This is a genomic window from Acinetobacter sp. CAU_H_S170_2, from assembly GCF_058890445.1.
This window is the reverse complement of sequence record NZ_JBZYAE010000001.1, coordinates 25,162-45,256: the sequence shown is the minus strand read 5'-3', so window position 1 is coordinate 45,256 and position 20,095 is coordinate 25,162. Positions and strand designations below refer to the sequence as shown.

Annotated in this window: 16 protein-coding genes and 1 riboswitch; of the genes, 4 read left to right on the top strand and 12 right to left on the bottom strand. The window is 43.4% G+C overall.

The window, feature by feature from the left end; genetic code table 11:
• Nucleotides 1–7: 7 nt before the first annotated feature.
• Nucleotides 8–157: riboswitch (yybP-ykoY riboswitch) on the bottom strand.
• Nucleotides 158–296: 139 nt separating this feature from the next.
• The 3 genes from AC5EUN_RS00205 to AC5EUN_RS00195 form a co-directional block, all read right to left on the bottom strand.
• The gene (locus tag AC5EUN_RS00205; protein ID WP_493352097.1) at nt 297–2,267 is read right to left on the bottom strand and encodes a 2-oxo acid dehydrogenase subunit E2; all 1,971 of its coding nucleotides are present in this window, start codon (nt 2,265–2,267) and stop codon (nt 297–299) included.
• 2 nt (nt 2,268–2,269) lie between these two features.
• Nucleotides 2,270–4,972: a pyruvate dehydrogenase (acetyl-transferring), homodimeric type gene (gene aceE / locus AC5EUN_RS00200; protein WP_160362009.1), complete on the bottom strand. Its 2,703-nt coding sequence runs from the start codon at nt 4,970–4,972 to the stop codon at nt 2,270–2,272.
• Nucleotides 4,973–5,248: 276 nt separating this feature from the next.
• Nucleotides 5,249–5,932, bottom strand: a complete 684-nt coding sequence (locus AC5EUN_RS00195; RefSeq protein WP_178895756.1) for a M23 family metallopeptidase — start codon at nt 5,930–5,932, stop codon at nt 5,249–5,251.
• Nucleotides 5,933–6,040: 108 nt separating this feature from the next.
• Here AC5EUN_RS00195 and AC5EUN_RS00190 point away from each other — a divergent pair, with 108 nt between their 5' ends.
• The gene (locus AC5EUN_RS00190; RefSeq protein WP_058870506.1) at nt 6,041–6,481 is read left to right on the top strand and encodes a hypothetical protein; all 441 of its coding nucleotides are present in this window, start codon (nt 6,041–6,043) and stop codon (nt 6,479–6,481) included.
• A gap of 97 nt (nt 6,482–6,578) precedes the next feature.
• Here the strand turns inward: AC5EUN_RS00190 and lpxC are convergent, their stop codons facing one another.
• The 9 genes from lpxC to AC5EUN_RS00145 all read right to left on the bottom strand — a co-directional run bounded on the left by lpxC (nt 6,579) and on the right by AC5EUN_RS00145 (nt 16,816).
• On the bottom strand, nt 6,579–7,481 hold the full coding sequence (gene lpxC, locus AC5EUN_RS00185; protein ID WP_062031958.1) for a UDP-3-O-acyl-N-acetylglucosamine deacetylase: 903 nt from the start codon (nt 7,479–7,481) through the stop codon (nt 6,579–6,581).
• Between the two features lie 123 nt (nt 7,482–7,604).
• Nucleotides 7,605–8,801, bottom strand: a complete 1,197-nt coding sequence (ftsZ, locus tag AC5EUN_RS00180; protein ID WP_004691726.1) for a cell division protein FtsZ — start codon at nt 8,799–8,801, stop codon at nt 7,605–7,607.
• 163 nt (nt 8,802–8,964) lie between these two features.
• Nucleotides 8,965–10,227, bottom strand: a complete 1,263-nt coding sequence (ftsA, locus tag AC5EUN_RS00175; RefSeq protein WP_004691727.1) for a cell division protein FtsA — start codon at nt 10,225–10,227, stop codon at nt 8,965–8,967.
• 66 nt (nt 10,228–10,293) lie between these two features.
• Nucleotides 10,294–11,148: a cell division protein FtsQ/DivIB gene (locus tag AC5EUN_RS00170; RefSeq protein WP_263507069.1), complete on the bottom strand. Its 855-nt coding sequence runs from the start codon at nt 11,146–11,148 to the stop codon at nt 10,294–10,296.
• Entirely contained in the window at nt 11,149–12,078 is a 930-nt protein-coding gene (locus tag AC5EUN_RS00165) for a D-alanine--D-alanine ligase (protein ID WP_004978280.1), read from the bottom strand. It abuts the gene before it with no gap.
• Between the two features lie 56 nt (nt 12,079–12,134).
• Nucleotides 12,135–13,583 (bottom strand): UDP-N-acetylmuramate--L-alanine ligase, encoded by a 1,449-nt coding sequence (gene murC / locus AC5EUN_RS00160; RefSeq protein WP_004691731.1) that lies wholly within the window; start codon nt 13,581–13,583, stop codon nt 12,135–12,137.
• A gap of 12 nt (nt 13,584–13,595) precedes the next feature.
• Entirely contained in the window at nt 13,596–14,693 is a 1,098-nt protein-coding gene (gene murG / locus AC5EUN_RS00155; RefSeq protein WP_493352096.1) for an undecaprenyldiphospho-muramoylpentapeptide beta-N-acetylglucosaminyltransferase, read from the bottom strand.
• 480 nt (nt 14,694–15,173) lie between these two features.
• Nucleotides 15,174–16,118: a glutathione synthase gene (gene gshB / locus AC5EUN_RS00150; protein ID WP_131230823.1), complete on the bottom strand. Its 945-nt coding sequence runs from the start codon at nt 16,116–16,118 to the stop codon at nt 15,174–15,176.
• Nucleotides 16,119–16,333: 215 nt separating this feature from the next.
• Entirely contained in the window at nt 16,334–16,816 is a 483-nt protein-coding gene (locus AC5EUN_RS00145; RefSeq protein WP_148825321.1) for a glutathione peroxidase, read from the bottom strand.
• A 180-nt stretch (nt 16,817–16,996) separates the two neighbouring features.
• On the opposite strand from AC5EUN_RS00145, the gene AC5EUN_RS00140 reads away from it, so the two are divergent.
• The 3 genes from AC5EUN_RS00140 (at nt 16,997) to AC5EUN_RS00130 (ending at nt 20,090) form a co-directional block, all read left to right on the top strand.
• Complete coding sequence (locus AC5EUN_RS00140) at nt 16,997–17,449, top strand: MarR family winged helix-turn-helix transcriptional regulator (protein ID WP_063454394.1); 453 nt, start codon at nt 16,997–16,999, stop codon at nt 17,447–17,449.
• Nucleotides 17,450–17,647 carry a DUF3565 domain-containing protein gene (locus AC5EUN_RS00135; RefSeq protein WP_148825320.1) on the top strand — a complete coding sequence of 66 codons (198 nt, stop codon included), beginning with the start codon at nt 17,450–17,452 and terminating at the stop codon, nt 17,645–17,647. It abuts the gene before it with no gap.
• Between the two features lie 196 nt (nt 17,648–17,843).
• Nucleotides 17,844–20,090 (top strand): TonB-dependent receptor, encoded by a 2,247-nt coding sequence (locus AC5EUN_RS00130; RefSeq protein ID WP_493352095.1) that lies wholly within the window; start codon nt 17,844–17,846, stop codon nt 20,088–20,090.
• Nucleotides 20,091–20,095 lie beyond the last annotated feature (5 nt).

The window sequence follows — 20,095 nt, the reverse complement described above, 5'->3', positions numbered from 1 at the left end:
AGTGGTAAATCAAAGGTCTTGCCAACAAAAGAAAGCTCTTTAGAAGCTCATTTGGTTCTTTGCTATGATGACCATGCTCGTTTTAGAGCAAATATGTTGATCATCACCTGTTCTTAGGAACAGCGGCTACTCCCCAATGAAGTAACACCATGTTAGGCGAAAATATGTTTTTTGGCAATCTATAAATACAAAAGACCCTGCCGAAGCAGGGTCTTTATTGAGGTATTTTTTTCAAGACTTCCAGCAGCTTTTCTCTCTTTTGAGAAAAGAGAATAGCAGGGCTAAAAGCTAGATCATCAGATCAGCAAAGTACGGATGTCTTTCAACAACTTGGTCAGCTTATTGGTAAAGCGCGCTGCATCCGCTCCATTGATCACACGGTGATCATAAGACAGAGATAACGGCAACATCAGTTTCGGATCAAAACCTTGACCATTCCATACTGGTTGCATCGTCGCTGGAGAAATTCCCAAAATCGCGACTTGCGGCCAGTTCACCAGTGGTGTAAATGCTGTACCACCAATTGCACCTAAGCTTGAAATCGTGAAGTTTGCACCTTGTAGATCTTTCGGCGAAAGCTTCTTATCACGTGCTTTCTGACCCAATACACCAAGCTCCACCGCAATGTCTTTAATCGATTTCTGGTCTGGATTACGTAATACAGGAACGGTTAAACCATCTGGTGTTGCTACAGCAATGCCCATATGGATTTCGTTACGCAAGAGTACAGACTTGCCATCATCAGCCAAGTGACCTGCAAAATCACGCTCCTCTTTCAGCAAATGCGCAACAGCTTTAATAATGAACGCCATAATGGTCAAGCTAATACCATCTTTCTTAAAGTTACCTTTAAGATCATTACGCCAAGCTTCAAGCTCAGTAATATCTGCCAAATCAAACTGAGTTACTTGCGGAATATAGTTGTTTAAAGACAACTGCGGAATAGAGACTTGTTGCAGACGTGTCAGCACTTTCTCTTCTACACCACCAAATGCACTAAAGTCAGGCAGTTTCGGTAAGCCCGCAGCAGCAACAGCCGTCACAGCAGGTGCAGTTTGTGGTGCTGTTAAACGACCTTTCACATAAGCAAAAAGGTCATCTTTCATTAAACGTGCATGCGGCCCAGAAGCTTTAACTTCTGCCAGCACCACGCCCAATTCACGCGCCAGTTTACGTACTGCAGGACCCGCGTAAACTTTAGCATTGGCTGCATTTTGTTCTTTGGTCAGCTTATCTGCACCTTGAGCTGCTGGTGCAGCCTGTACAGTAGATGCCACCACTTGTGTAGTTGCAGCTGGAGCTGCTGTAGGTTTTGCTGGTGTCTGAACAACCGCTTGAGCCACTGGTGCAGGGGCTTGACCCTCAGCCTCAATGGTCACCAAAGCCACACCTTCCGATACATTTTGTCCCAATGCAACATGAATGGCTTTAATCACACCCGCTGTTGTGCTTGGTACTTCAACCGTTGCTTTGTCTGATTCAACCACGATGATACTTTGGTCTTTTTCAACCGTATCACCTACTGACACCAAAATCTCAGCAACAGTCGCTTTGTCTACACCCAAGTCAGGCACTGCAATTTCAACCGCACCTGCAGGCGCAGCAGCAGCTTGTGGCGCTGCTTCAGCAGACTGAGCTTCAGAGGTTTGAGGTTCTGCAACTGGCGTAGGCTCAGCAGTCACTGGTGCAACTGACGCTGCTGTTTTTACAGTCAGAATCACCACACCTTCTTTAACACTATCACCAACTTGAACGCTAATTGATTCCACTGTGCCTGAAATCGTACTCGGGACTTCCACAGTCGCTTTGTCTGACTCAACCACAAGGATGCTTTGATCAACGTCAATTTGATCGCCAACCGACACCAAAATTTCACCAACGGTTGCTTTTTCCACACCAATGTCTGGTACTTGCACATCAATCACTTGTGATGCTGTAGTCGCAGCTGGTGAAGTCGTTTCAGCAACAGCAGCGGGTGCAGGCTTTTCTTCAGCTTGTACAACGTCAGCCTGAGCTTGTACTGCTAGCGCTTCAGTTTGCCCCTCGGCTTCCAGCTCAATCAGCGCTGCACCTTCAGCAACCGAGTCACCTAAGTTCACCAGAATGCTCTTCACCACGCCTGCTGAAGTGCTTGGCACTTCAACAGATGCTTTGTCTGATTCTAATAGAACGACACTGTCATCAACCGCAATGGTGTCGCCAACTTTGACCAAAATTTCAGCAACAACGGCTTTATCTACACCAATATCAGGAGTTGTAATTTGCATACTTATTTCTCCTCTTTGTAGTCAGCTACAGCGTGTACAGATGGCGTTGCTTGAGGAGCCCAAGCTACTGGACGATCCGTATCTAATTCAAATGTAGAGATGGCATCTTTTACTAAGCGTGCATCCACTTCACCTTCATCAGCCAATTTTTTCAGTGTGGCAACAACAATATGCGCTGCATCTACACCAAAGTAACTACGTAATTTAGCGCGTGAATCTGAACGACCATAACCATCTGTACCCAATGCTACGAATGGACGATTGTCTGGAAGATATGCACGAATTTGTTCGCTATAAGCACGCATATGATCTGTTGCAGAAACCACGATACCTTCTGTACCGCGCAATTGCTCAGTCACCCAAGCCTCTTTCACATTCTCGCTCATTGGATGCAAGCGGTTGTATTCTTCACATGCCATACCATCACGTGCAAGTTCATTGAAACTTGTGACGCTAAATACATTTGAATGGATTTGGTATTCATCACGTAAGATTTGAGCAGCTTTAATGACTTCACGCAGAATTACACCTGAACCCATCAACTGAACAGAGGCTTTTTCATCTTTTTGAAGTAAGTACATACCACGTTTAATGCCTTCTTCAGCACCTTGTGGCATTTCAGGATGCTCGTAGTTTTCGTTCATTACCGTTAAGTAATAGAAAATACGCTCTTGGTTCACATACATGCGTTGTAAACCATCATGCACAATAACTGCTAATTCATAACCAAAACATGGGTCATACGACACACAGTTCGGAATCGTATTGGCTAAAATATGCGAGTGACCATCTTGGTGTTGTAAACCTTCACCATTTAGCGTGGTACGACCTGCTGTTGCACCCAATAAGAAACCTTGTGCTTGTGCATCACCTGCAGCCCATGCAATGTCGCCAATACGTTGAAAACCAAACATAGAGTAGTACATGTACATTGGAATCATGGGTAAGTTATTGGTTGAATAACTGGTTGCCAATGCTGCCCAAGCGCTCATTGCACCTGCTTCGTTAATGCCTTCTTGAAGCATATGACCATCTTTTGCTTCACGGTAATGCATCAACTGTTCTTGGTCTTCAGGCGTGTAATGCTGACCATTGGCTGCATAAATACCTAACTGACGGAACATACCTTCTAGACCAAAAGTACGTGCTTCATCTGGAACAATAGGAACAACACGGTCTTTAATGGCTTTTTCTTTTAACAATGCAGCGATTAAACGAACCATTACCATGGTGGTTGATTGTTCTTTGCCTTGTGAGCCTTTTAATACTGCATCAAAGACAGAAAGTTCTGGAATAGCCAACTGTTCACTTTCTTTACGACGTGCAGGTAAGTAACCACCTAGTGCTTCACGACGTGCTTTCATATATTTCAATTCAGGCGAGTTTTCGCTTGGACGATAGAAAGGCACTTCTTCTAATTGCTCATCGGTAAATGGCAAGTTGAAACGGTTACGCACGTATTTCAACGAATCAATCTGCATCTTTTTGATTTGGTGCGTTTTATTGACCGCTTCAATTTCATCAGACAAGCCATAACCTTTAACAGTTTTCGCTAAGATTACAGTTGGTTGACCTTTGGCTGTACATGCTTCTGCATAGGCTGCAAAAACTTTGTACGGATCATGACCACCACGGTTCAGGTTATCAATATCTTCATCGCTTAAGTCTTTAATCAACTCAGCCGCTTCTGGGTATTTACCAAAGAATTTTTCGCGTGCATATGCACCACCCTTCACTTGTAAGCGTTGGTATTCGCCATCCAGTGTTTCTTCCATAACCGCTTTTAAAGCACCAGTGCTGTCTTTAGCCAGTAGTGGGTCCCAGTGACGGCCCCAAACCACTTTAATGACACGCCAGCCCGCGCCACGGAATAAAGATTCTAATTCTTGAATAATTTTACCGTTACCACGTACTGGGCCATCTAGACGCTGTAAGTTACAGTTTACAACCCAAATGAGATTGTCTAATTTTTCACGACCCGCAAGTGAAATTGCACCTGTGCTTTCTGGCTCATCCATCTCACCATCGCCAAGGTATGCCCAAACTTTGCGATTTTCTTCTTTGATTAAACCGCGGTTCATCAAATACTTTTGAATATGTGCTTGGTAAATCGACATGATTGGGCCAAGACCCATCGATACCGTTGGGAACTGCCAATAATCAGGCATTAAGTATGGATGTGGATAAGAAGGTAAGCCAACACCGTCCACTTCGCGACGGAAATTGTTTAGATGCTCTTCAGTCAAACGACCTTCAAGGAACGAACGCGCATAAATACCTGGCGCACAGTGACCTTGATAATAAATCATGTCCCCACCAAAGTTGTCGTTATTGGCACGGAAAAAGTGGTTAAAACCGACATCATATAATGTTGCTGAAGATGCAAAACTTGCCAAGTGACCACCTAAGTCATCACCCGTTTTATTGGCACGGAGTACCATCGCTAGCGCATTCCAACGAATCAATGCACGGATACGACGCTCCATGTCTTGATCGCCTGGCATTGCAGGTTCTTCAGCCACTGAAATTGTATTTAAATAAGGCGTGTTTAAACGCTGAATAGGGACATGTTTAGCGATTGCTTGTTGATACAGTTTTTCTAGTAGAAAAGCTGCACGCTCAGTCCCCATGTGTTGTAAAACGGAGTCAAACGCATCTTGCCACTCTTGCGTTTCTTGCGCGTCAGTATCACCATAAAACGCCATAATTCACCTATTTCGATATCCTAATCTTATACGCTAATATGTATCATACTTTCGTCCTATAAGAGTATCGCTACAGCTGAATATGGCTGAGCCATACTATTTAGCAACTAAATAGTCATTGACCATTCATTACCCAAGATAACAAAAAACCGCCAATTTAGGCGGTTTTTTATACATTTAATGCTGTTTTTTGATGCTAACTTAGATTCCGTCAGAGCTGTATTCCTTTTTCAAGCATCAGACCAACGGTAAGTTCGGATCATCGATCAAATCGGATTAAGGCAACATTGCTAAATAAGTCGATGGGTTCTTGCGTTGACCATCTTTCACTACTTCATAGTGTAAATGTGGGCCAGTACAACGACCTGTACATCCGACATTGGCAATATGTTCACCAGCGTCTACTCGGTCACCAACACGAGCAATTAAACGTGATGCATGGGCATAGCGCGTGATGTAACCATTGCCATGGTTAATTTCAACATATTGACCATAGCCCGTACCCCAACCTGACTTGGTCACAATCCCCGGGCCTGTCGCATAAATCGGTGTACCGCTTGGCGCAGCAAGATCTAGACCTGAGTGGCGCTCAGCACGACCATTCATTGTACGACCACCATAACTAGAGCTCACACGTGCACTTGGAAGCGGGTGTGTCACTAACCACGAATATGGATTATTTGAAAAACTTTTTGCAGAGGATTCCGAACCGTATTTTTTCGCCAGTGAAGCATTGTTGAGTTCAACCGTTTTTTCACGGAGCTGAACGGACATTTTCGTTTCGGCAGGAACATCAATATCATTAGATTCGGTATAAGCACCTTCCGATAAAGTGCGTGTCAATTGCTCAATTCGATCCGAAGATGCATTATTTGTATTGAGTTCTACCAAATCAGCGAAGGCTACTGAAGCAGCCGATGCCGCAAAAGAAAAAGCCAACAAAATACGTCGCATATGCATAAAAAACCTCTTAAAACTGTTCTTACGAATGTTTCTTGCGTGATCTCGTCCTTGATATCTACCGAAAGAAGCGCATAAGATTAAGACATTAACATGAAGGAAATATGTATGTCCGAACCAGTGAATCTCTTTCAACAAACCAGAAAACACATAAAAACAGGAAACTTAACGTTTCTCTCAAAGCAAGTAACTGCATGGCAGAAACTTACAAAACTGATTCAACCTATCCTACCGCAACCAGAGCAGTGGCAGGTTGTTTGTTATCAATATGGTATTTTGACGATTACCGGCGAAAATCAAGCGATGATTAGTCAACTTGGTTACCTTCAAAAACAATATATTGCACAACTGTCGGAACTTGATGAGTTTAAAGACCTACAAAAACTCCAAGTTCGCTTGAGAATCCCCTCTCAAACACCCGCAAAGATACAATCTATTTCAAGATCGCTAAGCACAGAAACTCAAGACTTAATTCGAGGTGCTGCTGACTTTGTGAGCGACCCTAAGCTTAGCCAAGCAATGCGCCGTTTGGCAAGCAAAAAAAAGTAACCTCGTCTCGACCCGCGCCAGAATTGCGCTTTTAAAATGATAAATTCATCACACTTGATCTTGTTACAATATAACATCACACAATAAAGACAATGACTTAAGTCACACTCACATAAGGAATTGGACACTGATCTTCGTCATTAAATGTTACAATTTCATAGCTGCTTGGATCACTTTGGACATTGCGCAATAATTGATTATTCAAAGCATGCCCAGACTTATATCCATCAAATTTGGCAATAATTTGGTGACCGAGCAAGTAAAGATCCCCCACCGCATCTAATATTTTGTGACGAACAAATTCATCTGAGAAGCGTAAACCTTCTTCATTCACCACACCGGTTTCATCGACGCCAATGGCATTGTCTAAACTTGCCCCCAAAGCGAGATTATTGGCTTTGAGATAGTCCAAATCTTTCATAAAACCAAAAGTACGGGCTTCGCTGACTTCATAAACAAAGGTTTCGGTTGAAAAATCGATAGTGGCAGACTGATATTCTTTCTTAAAAGCAGGATGATCGAAGTCAATAGTGAAATTGAGTTGAAAACCTTCATGCGGGCGGAAAATGGCGCGTTTGTCGTCAATGAGAGCTTCAACAGGTTTGAGTATTTTTATAAATTTTTTAGGGGCATCCAATTCTTTGAGGCCACCTTGCATGAGCAAGTAAATAAACGGACCTGCACTGCCATCCATAATTGGGACTTCAGAGGCAGACACTTCAATGATCAAGTTATCAATACCTAGACCTGCAATTGCACTCATAACATGTTCAATCGTACCGACTTTGGCATCTTCTTGCACCAAGTTTGAACACATGAAGGCTTCTTGAATCAACATCGCATTTGCACGAATGTCGACTGGTGGATTGAGATCGATACGACGAAACACAATTCCTCCGTCCGCATGATGTGGCACAAAGTTAATTAAGACTTTTTGACCACTATGCAAACCAATGCCGCTTGCTTTAACGACACGTTGTAGAGTTCTTTGTTTCAACATGTTTCATATCATCTCACCACTAAACCGCTATACGTTAGCATATTTAGCCATTGATAAAAAACAAAAAGGTAGTCATAGACTACCTTTTCTTTATCACATGTGGCTTAACCACATCGACAAACACTACTTACGTTGTTGATTTTTCAAGTAATCTTGAATACTCATTGGTGTTGGACGTGCAGCACTCACTGTCGATGCAGAGCTTGCTGCAGCAGCCACGTCTTGGTTCTGACGCTGGATTGCAGGCACATCATCATCTTCAACAACCGCTTGCGTTGCATGCCCATGTTGTGCTACCTGCACATGTGCATTTGGACGCTTCACTGGCTCAGCAGAATCTGCTGAATTTCGAGTCAAACCTGTTGCAATGACAGTGACACTGATTTCATCACGCGCATCTGGATCAAATACTGTGCCGTAGAAGACTTGGCCTTCGTCTAAATCGACAATTTGATTCACAACGTCGGTAATTTCTTCGATTTCGCCAAACGTGACGTCATCACCACCCGTCACATTAATCAGAATCCCTTTGGCATTCATAATGGTGACATTATCTAGCAATGGACTACGGATCGCTTGTTCAGCTGCTTGGCGTGCACGGTTTTCACCACGACCTAAACCTGCACCCATCATGGCATAACCACGTGTGCTCATCGCAGTTTTCAAGTCAGCAAAGTCAAGGTTAATATGACCTGGGCGTACCACCAAATCAAAGATACTACGGACCGCATTTAATAAGACATCATCCGCTTTTTTGTAGGCATCTTTCATTGAGATGTCACGGAAAACTTTTAACAAACGTTGGTTTGGAATGATGATTAAAGAATCTACATGTGCTTCTAATGCTTCAATACCTTGCTCAGCAGACTGAAGACGACGTTTACCTTCAAAGTTAAACGGTGTCGTTACCACACCTACGGTTAAAATACCCATTTCTTTGGCAATTTCAGCAACCACTGGCGCAGCACCTGTACCTGTACCACCGCCCATGCCGGCAGTGACAAACACCATATCAGTGCCTTCAAGGTGTTGACGAATCAAGTCACGACTTTCTTCAGCCGCGGCTTGACCTACATTTGGATTGGCACCGGCACCTAGTCCACGAGTACTTTGCTCACCCAACTGGATTTTGAATTGTGCATTCATACGGTCTAGCGCTTGCTTGTCCGTATTGGCACATACAAATTTTACACCTTGAATATCTGACTCAAGCATGTGTTGTACGGCGTTACCACCTGCACCACCAACACCAAACACAGTAAAACGGGCTTGACCGTTGCTATCGGTTTGATCATCTTCTAAAAATTCAAATGAGGCCATGACCTATAGATTTCCTAATTCGTTATTGGCAGTCACTTAAGCCCGTATACTGCCTTGATCTTAATAAACAAAATTGCTTTTAAGCATGCTGTGCAAGCCATAGCTTGTCAAGTTTAAGCGATGCGTTGTACAACTTCTTAACAATATTCCAAAAAAATTCAACTTAAAAAACAGATTTCAGCTTTTCATTGAGTCCAGACCAAGCACGTCCAACGCGTTTAATCAGAGACAATTTTTCTGTATCTTCTGGTTCCACTATAGTTTCTTGTGTTTCGCTCTGACTAAACATCAACAAACCTGCGGCAGTGGCATACTGAGAGCGACGCAGTGCGGCAATATTTTGCTCATCTGCTGTCACTTGCACAGGTGGATTACCCAAATGCGCAGACACACCCAACATACGACGAGTCAACGTCACCATACCTTCGATTTGACTAGCATCACCAGTTAACACCACACCATGATACAAACCATGAATCGCACCATTACGCTCTAGTTCTTGGCGAACTTGGCCTAAGATTTCTTCATAACGCGCAATCACGATTTCAGTCAGCTCAATACGACTAATCGTTTGCGGACCATCAATCCCTTGGATCTGAATCATATGATCCGGTTTAACCGACTTAATGTCGACACACCCATAGAGTAATTTAATTCGTTCCGCTTCTTCAGTGGTGGTTTGTAACACAGCAGCAATATCACGGGTGACATGCTCGCCACCACGCTGCAAAGTATGCGTCAAGGCCAAACGACCATCTAAATACACCGCAATGTTGGTGGTACCTGCACCAATATCGACTAAACAGACACCATACTCTTTTTCATCTTTGAGTAGGCTCGCTTCTGCCGTTGCCAGACAAGACACCACCAGTTTCTCCACCCCGATGTTCGCGCCTTTTAAGGCCCGATCAAGGTTTTGCATGGTGCTAATCGGTAACATCATCAACTGATAATGACCAATCATGCTGTGGGCAGACATCCGTATTGGGTTTTGTACCCACTCAGTGGAGTCATCCAGCTCAAAGCCCAGTGGAACAGCACTAACCAAATAATGATCCGAGGTCATGTGGCTGGCTTTGGCCAACTCTAATGCACGAACCACTTCACTTGTTGTAATTGTATGGTCAGTATTTTCAACTGGCGTTCGTCCAGATGCATAAAAGCTTTTTAACTCGGCACTTGGGATTGAGACCCACGCGGAATGGACACGGCATTCAGCCATATCTTCTGCTTCTTGCACGGCATTTTTTATCGCTGTAATGACTTTATCAAGACTTACAATTTTTCCTTTATTCATGCCTCGGTTACGAGCAGTTGCCATTCCTATCACTTGGATATTGTCTGGCGCATGTACCTTACCAATCAAAACTGAAACTTTGTGCGTCCCAATGTCAATCGCAACAACTGAGGGAACCGCTTCATTCATTATTTACTACTACCATCACATGTTTGTTTAATTTATGGCTTTATGCCTCTGTTTTAAAGCCAAGTATTATGGCTTTGCTGCTGCTCCACCTGCAATGCTTGTGTCATCAATCGTTACAACAAAATGACCATTTGCTATCTTTGGTGCGGCAGCATTCTTCCATTGGATGGCTAAGCCATTCCGATAACGCAAATCAATGGCAGATACTTTGGCCCAAACTGGCTTCAAATCACTTTGAGCCAAATAACTCAAACGTTGCAGCTTACTCATGGTTTGATCCTGATCTACGATAACACGTAAACCTGAATCAAACTGCATAAACCAAGTCATACGCTCCGTTAAATATAGTTCTTTTAAACGAAGGTTGACTGGCTGGAATAATTGATTAATTTCATTATAACGGCGCATCATCATTTTAGACTGACTGATTGGGCCGTGTAATAAAGGCAAATTCTGATTATTTTTCGGCGTCACTTCGCTAAATACGTCACCACTGTCACTTAAGAGACGCCCCGTCCCCCAACGTGCAATTGCATGCCGAGGCATGACGCGAACGCGAATCGCATTCGGCCATGCGCGCGAAACCACCACACGATCGACCCAAGCCAGTTCTAAAGTACGATCACGAATTTCTTCTAAATCTGAGGTGAAATAATTATGAGTAATGGCTGGTGAAACATGTCCCATCACCTGATTTTTTTCCGCCTCAGAACGCACACCTGCTACATCAAGTTCGGCCACACGTGCATCTGTCATGACTTGATATAAGCCATAAATACCAACCAACAGCACCGCCACGGCAACGACCAACATCACCCAACCACCGAAGTTGGCAAGCTTTTCCTTACGCGTCGGTGGTTTATCGTGTATCGACGTAATCGCTGCGCGTTTACGGCGCATAGAAGCAGGTAATTGCGCCATTTAGTGAGCCGCACCTGTCAGTGTTTGCTCTAAAATTTGGACACAAAGCGCATCAAAGCTATAACCAACTGCATTTGCTGCTTTCGGCACCAAAGAGTGACTGGTCATCCCAGGTACTGTATTCACTTCTAGTAACCAGAAATTGCCTTGCTCATCTTGCATCGCATCAATACGACCCCAACCACTTGCACCCACCGCTTGGAATGCACGGAGGCAAAGCGCTTGCAACTTCTGCTCTTCTTCCGCGCTTAAGCCACATGGAATTCCGTATTCCACATCATTACGTTGATATTTCGCTTCATAATCATAAAAAGCCACATCCGCAGGCGGTTGTAGACGAATCACAGGTAGCGGTTGACCATTTAAAAATGAAATCGTGAACTCGCGTCCCGTAATCCATTTTTCAGCCATCACCACAGCATCGTGTTGGGTCGCTTTGGCGATTGCAGCTGCTAAATCTTCTGCTTTTTCAACTTTACTCATGCCGACACTTGAACCTTCGTGTACTGGCTTGATAATCAGTGGGAGACCCAAATTCGCCACCACTTCAGCTAAATCTGACTCTTGGCTAATGATGCGATAGGGTGCTGTCGGTAAGTCTGAACCCTGCCAAACTTGCTTGGTTTTAACTTTATCCATGCCAATAGCAGAACCCTGTACGCCTGTTCCGGTATACGGGATGTTGAGCCACTCTAAGACCCCTTGGATTTGTCCGTCTTCCCCACCGCGACCATGCAGCACAATAAACGCACGGTCATAACCGACCAATTCCGTCACACTACGCTCTTGCGGGTCAAAAGCTTCTGCATTTACACCCGAACGAACCAATGCTTCAAGTACAGCTGCACCACTATCTAGAGAAACCTCACGCTCAGCAGACTTACCACCAAGCAACACCGCTACTTTGCCGAATTTTGAAGCATTTGACACGTTGATATCCTTAAACTTTATGACTGTTTTATTCATCGAGTAATCACAAAACGTGATTATTTTAAATATAAATGATTGCTTGCAAGCTCAACCGAGATAGCCCCCACATTACCTGCGCCTTGCGTCAATAACAAGTCATCCGCTTGTAACACTTTTTTCAACGCATGCTGCAAATTACCTTCGACCGGATCAATCAAAATCGGCTCTACATCACCACGTAAACGAATACTACGCGCCAATGATCGGCTGTCTGCCCCCACAATCGGTTTTTCACCCGCAGGATAGACTTCAAGCAGCAACAGCTGATCGACATGTGACAATACATCCACAAAGTCATCGAAACAGTCACGGGTACGGCTAAAACGGTGTGGCTGGAACATCATCACTAAACGACGGTCTGGATGGCTTGCACGTGCCGCTTTAATGGTCGCTTCGACTTCTTTAGGATGGTGACCATAGTCATCCACCAATTTCACATTACCGCCTTCGATGTCAAATTCGCCCTGTACTTGGAAACGACGACCTACACCGCTGAAACTTTCCAACGCACGTGCAATCGCAGCATCAGACACACCTTCATCGGTTGCAATACCAATCGCCGCAAGTGCATTTAAAATATTATGCAAACCCGGCAAATTGATGGTTAAACGCAAAGGCTCACGATCTTTACGTAATACGGTAAAGTGCGACTGCATGCCTTCTTGTTCAATATCCACTGCACGAATGTCATTGTCTTCGTTAAAACCATACGTGATCAATGGACGACCAATACGCGGCATGATTTCGCGAATGTTGGCATCATCGCCACATACCACAGCCAAACCGTAAAACGGTAGTTTTTGTAAGAACTGTACAAAGGTATCTTTTAGAACATCGAAGCTACCACCATAGGTGTCCATGTGGTCTGCATCAATATTGGTCACGATGGTGGCCATCGGTTGCAAATGCAGGAATGACGCATCTGATTCATCTGCTTCTGCCACGATAAAACGACTCGCGCCCAGTGCAGCATTCACACCGGTACGGTTCAGCAACCCACCAATCACATAAGTTGGATCGAGATTTTCTTCTGCCAACATGCACGTGACTAGACTTGTGGTCGTGGTTTTACCATGTGTTCCCGCAACTGCAATCCCATGACGGTAGCGCATCAACTCACCCAGCATTTCTGCACGGCGCACCACAGGTGTACGCGTTTCAATAGCCGCTTTAATTTCTGGGTTTTCTGCATCAATTGCAGTCGACACCACAATCACGTTTGCCCCTTGAATATTTTCAGCCGTATGCCCGATATAAACTTTGATGCCGTTTTCTTCAAGCTGAGCCGTGGTTTTTGATGCTTTGATATCTGAACCTGAGACTTTGTAACCTTGGTTCTTGAGCACTTCAGCAATACCACACATACCCGCACCACCAATCCCAATAAAATGGATGTGCTTAATACGGCGCATTTCTGGCACTTTAATTAACTTTTTTGCTTGATCAGCAGGCGTAGATGGCGACATAAAATACTCGGTTTACAATGCTTGAATTAAACGAACCACATGTTGGGTTGCATCGGGTTGTGCTTGCTGACGTGCTTTCACTGCCATTTCAGACAATAACTGACGGTTCATCAAGGGTAATAATAATGCTTTTAAACTCTCAGGCGTCATGCTTGCTTGCGGGCAAATTTTGGCTGCACCGATATTGGCTAAAAACTTTGCATTGGCCGTTTGGTGATCATCCACAGCGCTTGGCAGTGGAACAAACACCGCAGCCACACCCGCAGTCGCAATCTCGGTCACGGTTAACGCCCCAGCACGGCAAATGATTAAATCGGCATCGCTATAGGCTTGGGCCATATCTTCAATAAAAGGGTGAACTTCAACCTGAAGCTGTTCAGGGGCATCGGCATAACGCGCCTGGGTCGCCTCTGCATGGTTTTGACCACACTGATGATAAACGCTTAACGGCACATTCAATTGCTTCAATGCTTCAGGAACACGCTCATTTAACGCTTGTGCACCCAACGAGCCACCCACAATTAAAACTCGAAGCGTAGCTCCAGCTTTTTCACGTTCTTGATAACGCCAAGACGGATTTAAAATTTCCGTAATCTCTTTGCGGACGGGATTACCCGTGGTCACAATTTTATCTTGTGCAGCAAAGGTGTTTGGAAAAGCCTGACACACTGTTTTGGCAATACGTGATAACTGCGTATTGGTAAAACCCGCAATCGCATTCTGCTCATGAATAATTACAGGAATACCCAGTGCACGCGCAGCCAATCCACCTGGCCCAGCGACATAGCCCCCAAAGCCCGCGACGGCATCAACTTTGAGCTGCTTCATGTAACGCATTGCGCTTAAAGTGGCTTTTAAAATTTTAAAGGGTGCCAATACTTTGCGGACTAAGCCATTGCCGCGCACACCTTGAATATCAATTTGATAAATTGGGATATCATGATTTTTAAGCAGGCGATTTTCCATACCTGTAGGCGTAGCAAGCCACGAGACTTGGCAGCCTTGTTGCTGTAATTCCTTAGCCACAGCAAGTGCTGGAAAAACATGTCCGCCCGTTCCGGCAGCCATCATCATTACATGTTTCGGCTTTGTTGGTGTTGCTTCGGTCACAGTCTAATTCTTCAATTCTAAAAATATGGAAACAAAATTCAATTTTAAGCGATCAATTGTAATCACAAACGCATAGCCGCGAAAGATTATTTACTTTTTTTCAACAGGCATTTGATTGTTTTTTTCTACTGATTTTCAAGTTTAAACTAGATTTGTTATCAGATGTGCATTTTTACTCAAACTACAGCACACAATCAGGCTCAACAGCGCAATTGGAGATATTTAAAAATAAAACAATGAAGCTGATTTTAATCAAATATTTAACATAATTCTAAAGCGTAATTCACTTCATTTTAGCGGCTAGAAATACAATATGAGCGCATACATTTGAACAGAATGAAAATTAGTGGTGTCTGGCAAGGTAATCCGCTTTATTTTCAACCAAATTTATACACTTTGCAGCAAAGCACACTTTTATTTCAAAGCCGACCACTACCATGAAAGAAAAAAGGAACCATTTCAGGTTCCTTTTCTGTCAATTTAGCTGGCGTTGCCTGCTTCCAAGACATCAAATAAATCATCGGCAATTGAGGTACCAAATTGTGCATCAATCTCACGAATACAGGTTGGACTAGTGACATTAATCTCGGTCACATAATTGCCAATCACATCAAGTCCGACAAAAACCAAACCTTTTTCACGTAAGAAGGGTCCCACTTTTGCAGCAATGGCCTTGTCGTTTTCAGTCAACGGACGTGCTTGACCCAAACCACCTGCGGCCAAATTCCCACGCACTTCACCGTTTTGTGGAATACGCGCCAAGCAGTACGGAATCGGTTCGCCATTGACCAGCAAAATACGTTTATCCCCTTCCACAATTTCAGGAATATAACGCTGCGCCATAATTGGACGTGTGCCCATTTCCGTCAACATTTCCAAAGTTGAGCCAATGTTCACACCATCTTGATATAAACGGAAAATTCCCATGCCACCCATCCCATCGAGAGGCTTCACAATCACATCACCATGTTCTTTGATAAATTCACGGATCAGGCTTTGTTGTGAAGTCACTAATGTAGGGACTTGCAGTTCGGGGAACTGCGTGGCAAACAGTTTTTCATTACAGTCACGTAAGGACTGTGGTTTATTGATAATCCACGCACCTTCACGTTCCGCTTGTTCCAAAATATAAGTGGTATAGACAAAATTCATGTCAAACGGCGGATCTTTACGCATCAAGATCACATCGTAATCAGCCAAGGACTCTTTTTGCTGTTCACCCAACTCAAAATAATGATCGTAGTCTTCAAACACTTTTAAGGGAGAAATCAGACCAAAGGCTTTGCCTTGATCGATATATAAATCGTGTTGTAATGCATAACCCAGCTCATGTCCGCGACGGCTTGCAGCCCATAACATGGCCATGGTGGAATCTTTTTTCAGATTCACCGTTTCAATCGGGTCCATCACTACTAGTACACGCATAATTCTCACGCTCAAATTTTTTAAACTTGGCAAAAAGTATAGCGAAGTTTTCAAGTTTGGGTGCAACAAGTTGTGTAATAATTAAAGATTAAAAAATCTATTTTATTCAAACAACTACAACACATTGTAGTAAAAAATCAGATACTAACTGCTCAACTCAACAAAGGAGGTATGCGCCTATTACCACACGACAGCTCCTTTCCATACCTTCTCCATTAAGCCAAAAGGCGTTGAATATCCTTGGCAATTTTTTCAGGTTTAACAATTGGCGCATAGCGTTTCACCACCTGCCCTTTTTGGTTGATGAGGAACTTGGTGAAATTCCACTTGATGCTTTGGCTACCTAAAATGCCTTTAGCTTCAGTGGTTAAATACTGATACAGCGGATGTGCTGTAGGACCATTCACATCAACTTTGGCAAACATTGGGAAAGAGACTCCATAGTTACGCTGACAAAAGCTGCCGATCTCTTCATTACTCGCAGGGTCTTGCTGCGCAAATTGGTTGCAGGGAAAACCTAAAATCAGCAGACCTTGCTGTTGATAGTCCTGATATAACTTTTCCAAGCCTTCAAATTGCGGGGTTAAACCACATTGGCTGGCGGTATTCACCACCAATAAAACCTTGCCCTGATAATCAGCCAGATTTTTTTGCTCGCCTTCTAACAGTTCAGCCTGAAAATCATAAATTGTGTTCATTACATCTCTTCCATTCATCAAATGTCATTAATTAAAGTCGCTTCAAGCACTGAACCGACCTCATTCGCAAAACAATATTGCACACAATTAACTTGTGCGCAAGATTATTATACACAATACACTTTTGCCCCTATTTCATTTATACTGCTTTACAGACATTAACACCCAAGGACATGCAATATGGCGGACACCCCACTTTTAGAAAACCGCGTGTGTTTTGCCATGTATTCCGCAACCAATGCCATGGTTCGTCAATACCGTCCACGCTTACAGGTTTACGATCTGACCTATCCGCAATTTATTGTTTTGTTGGCTTTATATGAGCAGGACAATGTGACGCTGACCGAGATTGGACAAAAAACCTTTTTTGACTCAGGCACCTTAACCCCGATTATTAAAAAACTAGAAGAAAAACAGTTTTTAAAGCGTGTTGCTGTCAAAGAAGATGAACGTATGAAAAAAGTCGTTCTGCTGGAAAAAGCACTCTTAGCCAAAGATAAAATTATAGCCATTCCATTTGAGCTGGCGTGTTCTTTAGGTCTAGATCCCGATGATTTGGTAGCCATCCATCAACTGTGTCAGCGTTTTTTAAACGGCTTAGAACAGCCTCAACACGTCAGTCGAGGTACTTAAGTGCAACAAGCGATTGTCGGTTTTCATCTCGATGCAGAACATCATTGGGTGGCGGAGCTTGTCTGTGGCCACACACAACATGTCCGCCATACTCCACCGTGGCAAAACCGCCCTTGGGTAGAAACTGAGCAAGGACGCCAAGAAAAAATAGGCGTTCTTTTAAGCTGTAAAAAATGCCTAGAAAATGCACAAAAATAATTCTTTTGCATTTTCCTCAAATTTTAATGCTTATTTATCCATTTTTTAGAAAAATTAAAAAGCCTGTACAGCTGTACTTTTCAACCCAGTAAAACTATGTAGAAAAAATGAATATTATCGTAAGTCTTGTTCATTTTTAGTAAATGATTATACTTCTCATTTTTATTGGCAATTCACTCTCTCCGAGCCTTAAATCATGATGAAATTTTCACCACAGCCGCTTTGTGGTTCTAACCTATTCAAATATAGCCTTCTCAGCTTTATGATTTTAAATGCGCATGCAGCTTATGCGGATGAAGCAACGCTACAAAATAATGAGAACCCCTCCTCTCAAGCGATGACAAACAAATCGGGCACAGCAGCAGTTTTGCCCACCTTAAAAATTGAGGCAATGAGTGAACTTGATCCAATCAAAAGCTATGTCGATTATGATCAGGCCAATGTCACACGGAATGGTTTAAAGAAAAAAGACATTCCTCAAACCATCGACACCATCGATGTACAGAAATATAAAATCTATGGCTCTAACGACCTCAGTGTAATGCTACAAGGCACACCAGGGGTTTCAACCAGCTACGATATGCGCGGTGATGGCATTACCCTCCGTGGTTTCTCTGCCGACTCGGGTGATATTTACCGTGATGGTATCCGTGAAAGTGGTCAAGTCCGTCGTAGTACAGCCAACATTGAACGGATCGAAATTTTAAAAGGCCCTGCCTCGGTGTTATATGGTCGTAGTGCAGGCGGCGGTGTGGTCAATATGGTGAGTAAATACGCCAACTTTGACTTGAAAAGTTCCGTCGGCACTTACGTAGGTTCATATGATAACTACGGTGCAACAGCAGATATTAACCAAGTGTTGAATGACAATTGGGCTGTGCGCTTGACGGGTGAATACGGTGAAGCGGATAGTTTTCGTTCAGGCATCGACAGTAAAATTGAAATGATCTCGCCAAGTTTCACTTATAAAAATGATGATGAAACCCTTACGTGGACCACACAATATACTTATGACAAATTAGGTCGAGTACCAGACCGTGGACCTTCTTATAGTGTTTTACCTGCTGGAACATCCATTAAAACGGGTTTTGCTCAAGAGGGTGATTATGTCAATGACGTGCTACAGGTCATTCGCTCAGATGTAAGTTATGAATTTGCGCCAAATTGGACTTTCCATTGGGCTGCGAGCTACAGACAAGCCGAACAAAACTTTGATCATTTTTATTTAGGTGGCTACTGCGCAACTGCGACTACTGTAATCCGTAACGCAGGCACATGCCAAGGTCATGTAGGCGACATCTCTCAAATCTATTATTGGCAACAAACAGACAATAAAACCACAAGTAATACTTTTGATATTAAAGGCGAATTCAACACGGGATCAATTAAACACAACCTTGTTTTCGGCAGTGACTGGAGCTATGAACAGCGCGAACCGCGTCTAGCCAATACCAATCAAAATGGTTCTGCAATTTATGGTTATGTAGACCCAATTACAGGCGAACGCCAAGCTAGCCGAGGTACGGGTCCACTTAAAATTAGTCAACACAATTATAATCAGGGTACAAGTTTAGGTTTCTTTGCCCAAGACTTAATCAGCTTAAGTGAACAATTCAAAATCATGCTGGGCATGCGCTACGACAGCTATGATTTTTCTACCACCAACAAACTACCAAATGTAGATGCAGATAAACGTAAACGATCTATCGATGATGATTCATTTAGCCCAAATGTCGGCGTGGTCTGGCAGCCGAATGAACATCAAAGTCTGTATGCATCATACAGTAAAAGTTTTGCTCCCTTTGGTGGCTCTATGGGTGTAAACCCAATTTCATCAGCAAACCAAGATATGAGTATCTTTAATGCTGAACCCCAATATAATGAACAGTACGAAATTGGCGTGAAAAGTGATTGGTTCGATGAACGCCTAAATACACAGTTCTCTGTTTATGACATTCGTAAAAAGAATATTCGCTACCGCCCAGACCCAGATGTTCCAGACGTATGGGCCGTAGGTGGTGAACATCAATCCAAAGGCTTAGAATTTAGTTTCATTGGTCGTGTATTAGATAATTTATTTGTCCGCGGTGGTTATGGCTATACTGATGCTGAAGTTAAAAAAGACAAAGAAAAGCCTGAAAATGTAGGAAATACCCTTTCTAATACCTCTAAAAATACAGGCAACCTGTTTGTGCGCTACTTACCTACAGAAAAACTCTATAGTGAAGTTGGCGTGACTTATGTCGGCTCTTACTATCCAAACATCAATAACTTGACCAAAATGGATGGTTTCAATCGTGTCGATGCTGCCATTGGTTATAGTGCTGATCCATGGAACGTGACTTTAGCTGTCAGTAACTTGACCAATAAAGAATACTGGCGTTCAGACTCTATGCCAGGTACACCACGTAGCTTCCTCATGCGTTTGAACTACCAGTTCTAAACCCT

Bases quoted from the DNA above. Each gene is read 5' to 3' on its own strand.
- AC5EUN_RS00205 (WP_493352097.1), bottom strand. From the start codon at position 2,267: ATGCAAATTACAACTCCTGATATTGGTGTAGATAAAGCCGTTGTTGCT.
- aceE (WP_160362009.1), bottom strand. From the start codon at position 4,972: ATGGCGTTTTATGGTGATACTGACGCGCAAGAAACGCAAGAGTGGCAA.
- AC5EUN_RS00195 (WP_178895756.1), bottom strand. From the start codon at position 5,932: ATGCATATGCGACGTATTTTGTTGGCTTTTTCTTTTGCGGCATCGGCT.
- AC5EUN_RS00190 (WP_058870506.1), top strand. From the start codon at position 6,041: ATGTCCGAACCAGTGAATCTCTTTCAACAAACCAGAAAACACATAAAA.
- lpxC (WP_062031958.1), bottom strand. From the start codon at position 7,481: ATGTTGAAACAAAGAACTCTACAACGTGTCGTTAAAGCAAGCGGCATT.
- ftsZ (WP_004691726.1), bottom strand. From the start codon at position 8,801: ATGGCCTCATTTGAATTTTTAGAAGATGATCAAACCGATAGCAACGGT.
- ftsA (WP_004691727.1), bottom strand. From the start codon at position 10,227: ATGAATGAAGCGGTTCCCTCAGTTGTTGCGATTGACATTGGGACGCAC.
- AC5EUN_RS00170 (WP_263507069.1), bottom strand. From the start codon at position 11,148: ATGGCGCAATTACCTGCTTCTATGCGCCGTAAACGCGCAGCGATTACG.
- murC (WP_004691731.1), bottom strand. From the start codon at position 13,583: ATGTCGCCATCTACGCCTGCTGATCAAGCAAAAAAGTTAATTAAAGTG.
- gshB (WP_131230823.1), bottom strand. From the start codon at position 16,118: ATGCGTGTACTAGTAGTGATGGACCCGATTGAAACGGTGAATCTGAAA.
- AC5EUN_RS00145 (WP_148825321.1), bottom strand. From the start codon at position 16,816: ATGAACACAATTTATGATTTTCAGGCTGAACTGTTAGAAGGCGAGCAA.
- AC5EUN_RS00140 (WP_063454394.1), top strand. From the start codon at position 16,997: ATGGCGGACACCCCACTTTTAGAAAACCGCGTGTGTTTTGCCATGTAT.
- AC5EUN_RS00130 (WP_493352095.1), top strand. From the start codon at position 17,844: ATGATGAAATTTTCACCACAGCCGCTTTGTGGTTCTAACCTATTCAAA.